Genomic DNA, 7,686 nt, shown 5'->3' with positions numbered 1-7,686 from the left:
GGGCAATGAGCGGCGGGGACTCTCGCGGCGGTCGCGGGCCCCGCGGGCGCGGTCCTGCCGATCGCGCGGAGGAACTCGACCTCGACGGCTATGAGGCGGACCGCCCTCGTCCTGGCGAGAATACGCGCGGCCCCGCGCTGCTCGATCTCAAGACGCGGTGGCAAACGCTGACCGCACGCCAGCAGCTGCGTTTGAGGCAGCTTGGCGTTGCCGGTGCGATCGGCGTGCTGGGGCTCGGCCTCTACACGGCCAGCGGCGACAAGACCGAGCAGGCCGCGCCATCGCCCAGTTCGAAGCTCGACATGGGCGCGGGGCTTCGCGGCGACAGCCTAGAGGTCAAGCTGCGCGGCGACCTGCAGAAGATTCTTGATGGACAGCAATTGCTCGGCGATCGCGTCTCCGCCATCGAGGAAGGCAAGGTCGCGCCCGGTTCCGGCACGCCGCCCCATGCGCTGGACGGCGATCTTCCTCCGGCGATCCCCGGCTCGGTTCCCGACTTTCCCGAACCGCCCGCGACCGGTGACATCGATCCTTCCGTCGCGAAGCCGCCCGCGCCGCCCGCCGCGCCGCCAGCGCCTCCGGCCCCGCCGGTCGAGAAGACCGTGGGCGCGATCGGCGCCGCGACCAGTCCGGTCGCGGCCGCCGATGGGGCACAGGCCGCTAAAAAAAAGACGCGGACCATCTATTTGCCACCTGGTTTCATGAAGGCGCGGCTGCTGACCGGGATCGATGCGCTGGCGAGCCGGGATGCGACCAACAATCCCGAACCGTTGATCGCGCGGGTGCAAGCCCCCGCCGTCCTGCCCAATGACGTCAAAGCCAACCTCGCCGGCTGCTTCGTCATCGGCAACGCCACCGGCAGCCTCGCGAAGGAACGGGTCGAAGTCCAGTTGGTCAGCCTCTCTTGCGTCGATTTCGACGAACGCTCGGTGGTCGACCAGCCCATCAAGGGCTTCTTCGTCGACGCCGACGGCAAGAAGGGCCTCTCCGGCAAGGTCGTCACCCGCGCCGGCGCGGCCCTTGCCCGCGCGTTCATCGCCGGGACCATCACCGGGGTCGCCGATACGGTCCAGAATACGGTCGGCGACGTCTCGACCTCGGCGCTGGGTTCGGTGCGCACGCTCGATGCGGGCGACGCCGCCAAGGCCGGCATCGCCGGCGGCCTGTCGCGATCGTCCGAGAAGCTCACCGATTTCTATCTCGATCTCGCGCGCCAGGCGGGGCCGATCGTTGAGGTCGGCGCGGCGAAGGACGTCGTGGTCGTGATCCAGGAGGGCGTCACCCTCGATATCAAGCCGACCGCCGGAAGCAAGTTCTGATGCGCCGGCTCCTCATCCAACAGGGAGTATCGCCCATGCGGCCTCTATCGCCCGCGCGCCGATCGCGCGCCCTCTCCCCGCTTCTTCCGGTCTGCGCCGCCTTCATGCTGAGCGGCTGCGCGACGATGGGCTCGATCATGTCGCCCTATAGCGAGAAGTTCAGTTGCAAGAACGACGATCACGGCCAGTGCATCCACCCTGAGAAGGCCTATGCCGATGCCGTTGCGGGCGTCGCGTCGAAGTCCGATCCGGCGGTCACCAGGGACAGGAAGTTGCTCAGGGACGGCAAGGCCGCGCGCGGTTCCACTGGAACAACGTCGGGCGCCTTCGCCGGTTATCGCGATAGCGTCTATCGCGAGCTCCAGGGGCTGATCGAGCAGCCGGTCACGCCGATGCTCAAGCCCCCGCGTTCGGTCCGGACGCTGATCCTGCCCTATGCCGACCGCCAGCGGCCCGACCGGCTCTACATGCCGCGCTATGTCTATTCGCTGGTCGAGCGCCCGCAATGGGTGGTCGGCGACTATCTTGTCGCCCCGGTTTCGCCCGCGTCCCGCGCGAACGTGCTCGAACAGGTCAGGGACCGCCCCGACGATGGCCAGAATGATGCGGGGGCCCGGCCATGACCAGCTATCAATCGGGCATGACGCTGGCGCGGCTGCGCCGCAGCGTCGAGCGCGACAGCTATTCCGATTTTCTTCCGCTCGCCGCCTGGGTCGAGGAAGAACAGGCCTTCCTCACCATCGACGATGGCTGGGGCTATAGCTGGGAGCTGATCCCCTCCCCCTACATGTTCGCCCATGTCCATGAGGCGCTGCTGGGGCTGCTCAACGTCAATTTTCCCGAAGGCACGATCCTCCAGCTCCAGAGTTTCGCCGACCCGCTGATCGACGATGCGCTCGACGCCTTTCTCGACCTCAAGACACGGCCCGATCCGCTCATCCAGGCCTCGGCCCGGCGCACCTTCGACTATCTGCGCGCCGGCACCATGGGCTTGAAGGCCCTGCATGGCATCCCGATCCGCGATTTCCGCGCATTCCTGTCGGTCAAGACGCGCGCGCCGATGGACAGCGACCTGCGCCGCCAGATCGAGGAGCAGCTCGCCAAGCTCGGCATCCGCCCGATGGCGCCGAGCGAGATCATCTCGCTCTACCGGCGCATTTTCAACGGCGTTCATGCGCCCGCGCCCGGCGTCTTCACCCAGACCGCCGACGTGCCGCTGCGCCGCCAGATCATCGATGCCGGGCCGGCGCTCCGCTTCGACGGGCCGGAAGTATATCTGGGCAACCAGGTGGCGCGCTGTCTGACGCCCAAGTCGCCGCCGCGGCGGATCACCGCCGAACGTGCCAATCGTCTCACCGGCGGCATGCGCGGGTCGTCCGAGGACAGCGACCAGATCGGCGGGCCGTTCCTCTATACGCTCAATGTCCTCTTCGATCACTCGGCCTTCGAGATCCACAAGCGCGCGCAGATTCTCTCGGCGCAGAAGGCGGCGGGGTCCTTCGCGGTCGAGGTCGGCAAGCAGATCGAAGAGATCGGGTGGATCCTGGACGAGGCCGGAAACACCCGGTTCGTCTCGGTAATCCCCACCATGTGGGTGTTCGGCCGCGACCGCCATCAGGCCCGCGAGATGGCGGCGCGCGCCAAGCGGCTGTGGGAGAGCGAACCGCTGCCGTGGATGGTCCAGGAGGAATCCTACCTCAACCCGATCCTGCTGGCCGCGAGCCTGCCCTTCGGCCTGTACCCCGAGCGACGCACGATCGGTATGCTGCAGCGCGATTTCCGCGTGCCGGTGCGCGCGGGCGTGCTGATGTCGCCGATCCAAACCGATTTCCGGGGCGGCGGGCGGCCGGCGCTGCTCTACACGGGCCGCAAGGGGCAGCTCATCACGCTCGACCTCTTCGATCCGCGTATCAACAACTACAACTTCATCGTCTCGGCGGAATCGGGCGCGGGCAAGAGCTTCCTGCTCAATAACCTGTGCCAGCAGTATTTCGCGCAGAACGCGCTCATCCGCATCATCGACATCGGCGGCAGCTACAAGAAGCTCTGCACGCTCTGCTCGGGCCGTTACATCGATCTGGGCGAAGAGCATCTCGTCCTCAATCCGTTCGACCTGGGGCTCGCTCTCGACGGCGACGATCGAGAGTCCGCGATCTCGATGGCGGTGTCGATCGTCGCGGAGATGGCCAACGCCGGGACGCGCAAGGGCGTCACCACGTCCGAATGGAACCTGCTCAAGTCCGCCGTGCAATGGGCGATCGAGAGCGGCCGCGCGGAAGCCGGGATCGATGCGGTGCGCGAATGGCTCGGCTCCTATCCGGCCAACACCGTCTCCGATCTCGACCGGGTCGACCACCTCGTGCCCACGGCGCGCGAATTGGCCTTCAACCTGCGTGATTTCGGGTCGGACGGAGCCTACGGCCATTATTTCAACGGTCCCAGCACGTTCGACATCTCGAACGATGAATTCGTGGTGCTCGAACTCGAGCGCCTGAAGGCCATGCCTGACCTGTTCAACGTGGTCGTCATGGTGGTGATCAACGCGGTAACGCAGGAACTCTACCTGTCCGCCCGTGATCGCCCCCGCTTCGTGCTGTGCGATGAAGCCGCGCAGTTCATGACCCGCGAAGAGGGCCAGGACCTGTCGCGCCTCGCCGAGGCGATCAGCCAGGGCTATCGCCGCGCCCGAAAATATCGCGGCAGCTTCGGCATCATTCTCCAGAGCATGAACGATCTGCTGCTGTTCGGCGGCACGGGACAGGTGATCCTGGAAAATGCCGCGACGCGCTTCCTCCTGCAGGGATCGACCTATGACAAGGCGGTCGAAAACAAGATCCTCGACTATTCGGGTTTCGTCCTCGACCTCCTGAAATCGGTCCGCAACAACAAACCGAACTATTCGGAAGTCTTCATCGACAGCCCGCTTGGCCTCGGCATCGCCCGGCTCGTCGTCGATCCGTTCAGCTACTGGATCAACACCTCCGCGCCCGAAGACGTGGCCGCGTTCGAGGCGCTGGTCCGCGCCGGACGCTCGCCGCTCGAAGCGGTGTGCGATCTCGCCGGCGTCGATCCCGCCGGGATAATCGGCACGTCCTTCGATGACGCAGCGCCGCTGAAGCGGAGCGCGCTGTCATGACGCGGCGCTCCCCCTCCCCCGACCAGTTGCCGCTCCGGCTCGTGGAGAGCCCGGATGAGGATATCGAGCGGATCATCGAGGCGCGCGTCGCCGCACGGGCGGAAGCCGACGCATTGCGCTGGCGCTTCCGCCTGGTGGTCATCGAATCCGTGATGATCGCATCGCTCGTGCTCGCGGCCGGGCTGGTGCTCGAACAGCCCGCTGGCATCGTTCTTCGCGGCGCGGCGATCGTTGGCGGCGGCTGTTTCCTGACCGGGCTCATCCTCATCGGCCTGACCGGGGCCGCGGGCCGCTTGCTCGCAAAACTCAGGAGGAAAAGATGATGCTGGACATACTCCCGCCCAGTGGCGGCAATGAGCGCCTGACCCTCGTCGTGCGCAGGCCGGACGAATCCCTTCACGACTACCTGGTCCGCTGCCAGTGGGAACTGGGCGACCGGGTCCGGTTCCTCGCGTCCGTTCGCGATGCGCAATGGACCATCCTAGAAAGCGAGCGCCAGCGCTGGCGGCGGCACGCTCTCCTGCTAACCTTCACCGGGCCGGTCATCACCGCCCTGGCCTATGCCGCTCTTGGCTTGTGCGGGGCCGCGGACAGCGTGCTGCCAGTGCCGCTCATGGCCGGGCTGATCGCCTGTGCCGGAATTGCCGGCGCCGCGCTGGCGATCGGCATCGCCCGCATCATCGACAGCATCCCGAATTGGCTGGTCACGCGGAGGGCACGGAGATGGGCATGAACGGCAGCTTCTCCGGCTCGCCCGACCCGTCGTCGATCCGGCCGCTGATCGGCGACATGATCCGTTGGCTTGCCCGACAGATCGACGGCGGGATCGACGAAATCCCTCCTCGTCCCGGAAAACGGCCGGAGAATCTTTTGATCCGTCCAGGGATGGCCCCGCGCCTGCCGGGCGAGACGCAGGAAGCCTACGTCGAACGCCTGCATCGCTCGAATGAAGCCGTGCTCCTGATCATGACCCGTTCCGCGCTTGCCATGGAATATACGTCCGGTCGGGACGAGAGGATCGCGGCTCTGCGCTTTCGGCAGATCGTGGGCCTCGAAGCGGCGGCGGCCTCGATCATCGTCGGCCTGTTCCTGCTCGTCCCGGAAATGCCCCTGTTCATGCGGGCGGCCATTCTTGTCCTGACGCCGATCGCGCTTGTGCGGGGAGGACTTTGGTTCCTGCACCGCGCGTCGAGGATGGCAAATGCCCTCGCCCGACATGCCGAAAGGTGGGGCCGATGAACGGCATCTTCTCCGGCGCGCCTTGTCCGTCATCCATTCGCCTGCTGGTCGGCACCCATCTGCTGTTGATCCTCCAGTCTTCGCTGGTGCTCTGGTCGGCCCCCGACCTCGGCGGCAGCCAGGCGCTGATCTGGCTCACGCTGTTCCTGGGCGTCACCGCGTTCATCTGCGCGGTCTGCGGCGAGAGTCGTACGCCTGCCGTTCCCTGGAGGGAGCGCCGCCGTGGTCGATAGACGTGTCCCCCAAGGCTGGCATGTCCTCGCCATCCAGTCCGCGCTCATCGCCGGGTGTCTGGCCGGCGCGCTGATCGTCGCGGGGGTGGCCCACGCCGAGACATCGACCATTGGTCGTACATGGCCGATCGCCGAGCCCGACGCGATGGCCGAGATCGAGGCGCGTGCCGCAAAGCAGCCGCCCAATATGGCCGAAAAGTTCGGGCCGCGTTCGGGCTGGAGCGCATTGAAAGGCGCGACGCTCGGTGTCGCGCGCCAGAACCAGGTTCGCAGCGTTGTGCCGTTCTACACGCTCGATCAGGAAATCCGGCTGCCGGACGGCAAGCTGCTCTATCCTGCGGGCTTCACCTTCAACCCGCTGACCTATGTGTCGCTGCCGCAGAAGCTGGTGGTCGTGCATCCCCGCGATCTGGGCTGGGCGCTGAAGACCGCCGCGCTCACCGACTGGATCATCCTCACCGGCGGTGGGGACGCAAAGGACGATGCGCTCTCGCTTGGCGAGAAGCACGGCCGTGCCCTCTTCATTCTCGAGGAGCGCGTGAAGGAGCGGTTGGGCCTCACCGTCGCGCCCGTGATCGTCCGGCAGGTCGGCCAGAAGCTGGAGCTGACAGAGGTGCGCGTCGATCGCGCTCCCGTACGAAAGGCCATCCCATGAGTCGGCTCATCTCGATGCTGCGCACCGGCGCGGCGGCCCTCGCTCTGGCGCTCGTCGCGCCCGCCACGCCTGCGCATGCCTCCAAATGCGAGGCGGGCACCGTGTTCAATCCGATCACCAAGGTGCGCTGGAACTGCATCTTCCCGATCACGATCGGGGGCGTGCGGGTGGGCTCCTACGATAAGCTCGACAAGGAACTGGACGCCCAGTCGGCCTCCAAACCGCTCTGCGCCTGCCGCAAGGGTGCGACCTTCTGGTTAGGGGTCAAGGTTTCGTTCTGGTCACCCAATCGCATGGTTGATGTCGTGACCGAGCCGGGCTGCATGATGGCGCTCGGTGTCGATCTCATGCCGACCGGTGGGAAATTGCAGGGCAGCCAGTCGTCGATCTCGGACGGCACCAACACCCGCAAGATGTTCGCGCAGGCGCATTATTACATCTCGCCGGTCTGGAAGATGCTCGACATGTTCACGGACCTGCCGTGCATCGAGGATGATGGCTTCGACGTCGCGATGATCACCGAGGTGCTGCCGACCTGGCAGTCGGGCACATTGGGCGCTATCATCCAGCCCGAAGGCATCCTGTTCGGCAATCCGGCGGCCGGCCTCGCCTGTATGGCCGACAGCGCCGCCGCAGCTGCTGGCAAGGTCATCGATCCCCTGTTCTGGTGCATGGGCTCCTGGGGCGCGACCTATCCGGTCGCCGGCGACATCCATTTCGGGGACAGCGTCGAGGCCTGGGCGGGTCTCGCCGCGCGCTCGACGTTCATGATGGGCAGGCTGGGCGCTCTCACGATCCACTCGGCGGACGGCTGCTCGTTCAAGCCGCAGCCGATCTGGACCAAGAGCCGCTACAAGATGCAGATCATGGAGCCGGTCAAGGGCGGCAAGTGCGTCAACATCGGCCGTCCCGGCGCGCTCTGGACATCGGGCAAGCACGCGCCGGGCAAGGACAATGCCCAATTCATGTTGTTCGAGAAGGCGATCTGCTGCGCGGGGATTTCCACGCCATGAGCAGATCGCTTCCCCCAAACCGTGCGTCTCGCGCGGGTAGCTGCCCCGCTCGTCACGGAACGCTCCCCACCGTGAGCGGGCGCGCGGAAGG

The 7,686-nt window shown here is 66.3% G+C and carries 9 protein-coding genes; all 9 read left to right on the top strand.

Annotated elements, in window-relative coordinates; all coding sequences use genetic code 11:
* Window positions 1-5: 5 nt before the first annotated feature.
* Genes BHQ40_RS23295 through BHQ40_RS23255 form a run of 9 tightly spaced genes read left to right on the top strand, consistent with a single transcriptional unit; the run spans window position 6 to window position 7,595 of the window.
* The gene (locus tag BHQ40_RS23295; RefSeq protein ID WP_021246304.1) at window positions 6-1,319 is read left to right on the top strand and encodes a TraB/VirB10 family protein; all 1,314 of its coding nucleotides are present in this window, start codon (window positions 6-8) and stop codon (window positions 1,317-1,319) included.
* A 35-nt stretch (window positions 1,320-1,354) separates the two neighbouring features.
* On the top strand, window positions 1,355-1,942 hold the full coding sequence (locus tag BHQ40_RS23290) for a TraV family lipoprotein (protein ID WP_031291881.1): 588 nt from the start codon (window positions 1,355-1,357) through the stop codon (window positions 1,940-1,942).
* A complete protein-coding gene (locus BHQ40_RS23285; RefSeq protein WP_021246302.1) occupies window positions 1,939-4,455 on the top strand; it encodes a TraC family protein in 2,517 nt (838 codons plus the stop codon). Before BHQ40_RS23290 ends, BHQ40_RS23285 begins: the two co-directional genes overlap by 4 nt.
* Window positions 4,452-4,778: a hypothetical protein gene (locus BHQ40_RS23280; RefSeq protein ID WP_013846825.1), complete on the top strand. Its 327-nt coding sequence runs from the start codon at window positions 4,452-4,454 to the stop codon at window positions 4,776-4,778. Before BHQ40_RS23285 ends, BHQ40_RS23280 begins: the two co-directional genes overlap by 4 nt.
* Window positions 4,775-5,188, top strand: coding sequence for a hypothetical protein (locus tag BHQ40_RS23275; protein WP_021246300.1), 414 nt, complete (start codon window positions 4,775-4,777; stop codon window positions 5,186-5,188). Before BHQ40_RS23280 ends, BHQ40_RS23275 begins: the two co-directional genes overlap by 4 nt.
* The gene (locus BHQ40_RS23270; RefSeq protein WP_037484338.1) at window positions 5,185-5,694 is read left to right on the top strand and encodes a hypothetical protein; all 510 of its coding nucleotides are present in this window, start codon (window positions 5,185-5,187) and stop codon (window positions 5,692-5,694) included. Before BHQ40_RS23275 ends, BHQ40_RS23270 begins: the two co-directional genes overlap by 4 nt.
* Window positions 5,691-5,927, top strand: coding sequence for a hypothetical protein (locus BHQ40_RS23265; protein WP_021246298.1), 237 nt, complete (start codon window positions 5,691-5,693; stop codon window positions 5,925-5,927). The genes BHQ40_RS23270 and BHQ40_RS23265 overlap by 4 nt, the downstream gene beginning before the upstream one ends.
* Entirely contained in the window at window positions 5,917-6,582 is a 666-nt protein-coding gene (locus BHQ40_RS23260) for a conjugal transfer protein TraW (RefSeq protein WP_021246297.1), read from the top strand. Before BHQ40_RS23265 ends, BHQ40_RS23260 begins: the two co-directional genes overlap by 11 nt.
* On the top strand, window positions 6,579-7,595 hold the full coding sequence (locus BHQ40_RS23255; protein WP_021246296.1) for a TraU family protein: 1,017 nt from the start codon (window positions 6,579-6,581) through the stop codon (window positions 7,593-7,595). Before BHQ40_RS23260 ends, BHQ40_RS23255 begins: the two co-directional genes overlap by 4 nt.
* The last annotated feature ends 91 nt before the right edge of the window (window positions 7,596-7,686 follow it).

It is taken from the genome of Sphingobium phenoxybenzoativorans (assembly GCF_001757355.1).
GTDB lineage: Bacteria > Pseudomonadota > Alphaproteobacteria > Sphingomonadales > Sphingomonadaceae > Sphingobium > Sphingobium phenoxybenzoativorans.
Note: the sequence above shows the minus strand (reverse complement) of the source record. Positions and strands in the feature narration are given on the sequence as shown.